General features: G+C 45.9%; 1 protein-coding gene. It reads right to left on the bottom strand.

What is annotated here, in order from left to right:
• Positions 1 to 588 (bottom strand): aconitase family protein (locus ACS8FC_RS19275; protein WP_439297974.1); only part of this gene is annotated, 588 nt, incomplete at both ends.

Here is a 588-nt window from a genome sequence, read left to right as displayed (position 1 = left end):
CTAATGGCGTTCCATGCGGCACTACCGTCAAACACTTCACCGTAGTTTTTACGGAACATATCAGCATCGATGTTATTGGCAATCAACTCGTTAATTTCTTCTGAAGTTGGCCAGATATCTTTTAAGAATACATCATTACCGTCTTGGTCTTGGCCTAGTGGATGGGTGGTCATATCGATATCGACCGTACCAGCCAGCGCATAGGCGACAACCAATGGTGGTGATGCCAAGTAACTGGCTTTGACGTGCGAGTGAATACGACCTTCAAAGTTACGGTTACCAGATAGCACCGCTGCCGCTACCAAATCGTTCTCTTCGATACCTTTTTCAATCTCTTCTGATAATGGGCCTGAGTTACCGATACACGTGGTACATCCATAGCCCACTAAGTAGAAGCCTGTTTTTTCTAGCTCATCCATCAAATGGGTTTTTTCTAAATAGTCAGTAACGACTTTAGAACCCGGTGCGAGTGAGGTTTTGACCCATGGCTTGGCTTTGAGGCCTTTAGCAGCGGCTTTTTTGGCAACTAGACCAGCACCAATCATAACGGCTGGGTTTGAGGTATTAGTACAAGACGTAATGGCGGCA

The sequence above is a fragment of the Psychrobacter sp. 1Y4 genome, assembly GCF_051847555.1.
The sequence above is the reverse complement of the archived record's forward strand: the minus strand, read 5'-3'. Positions and strand labels throughout refer to the sequence as shown.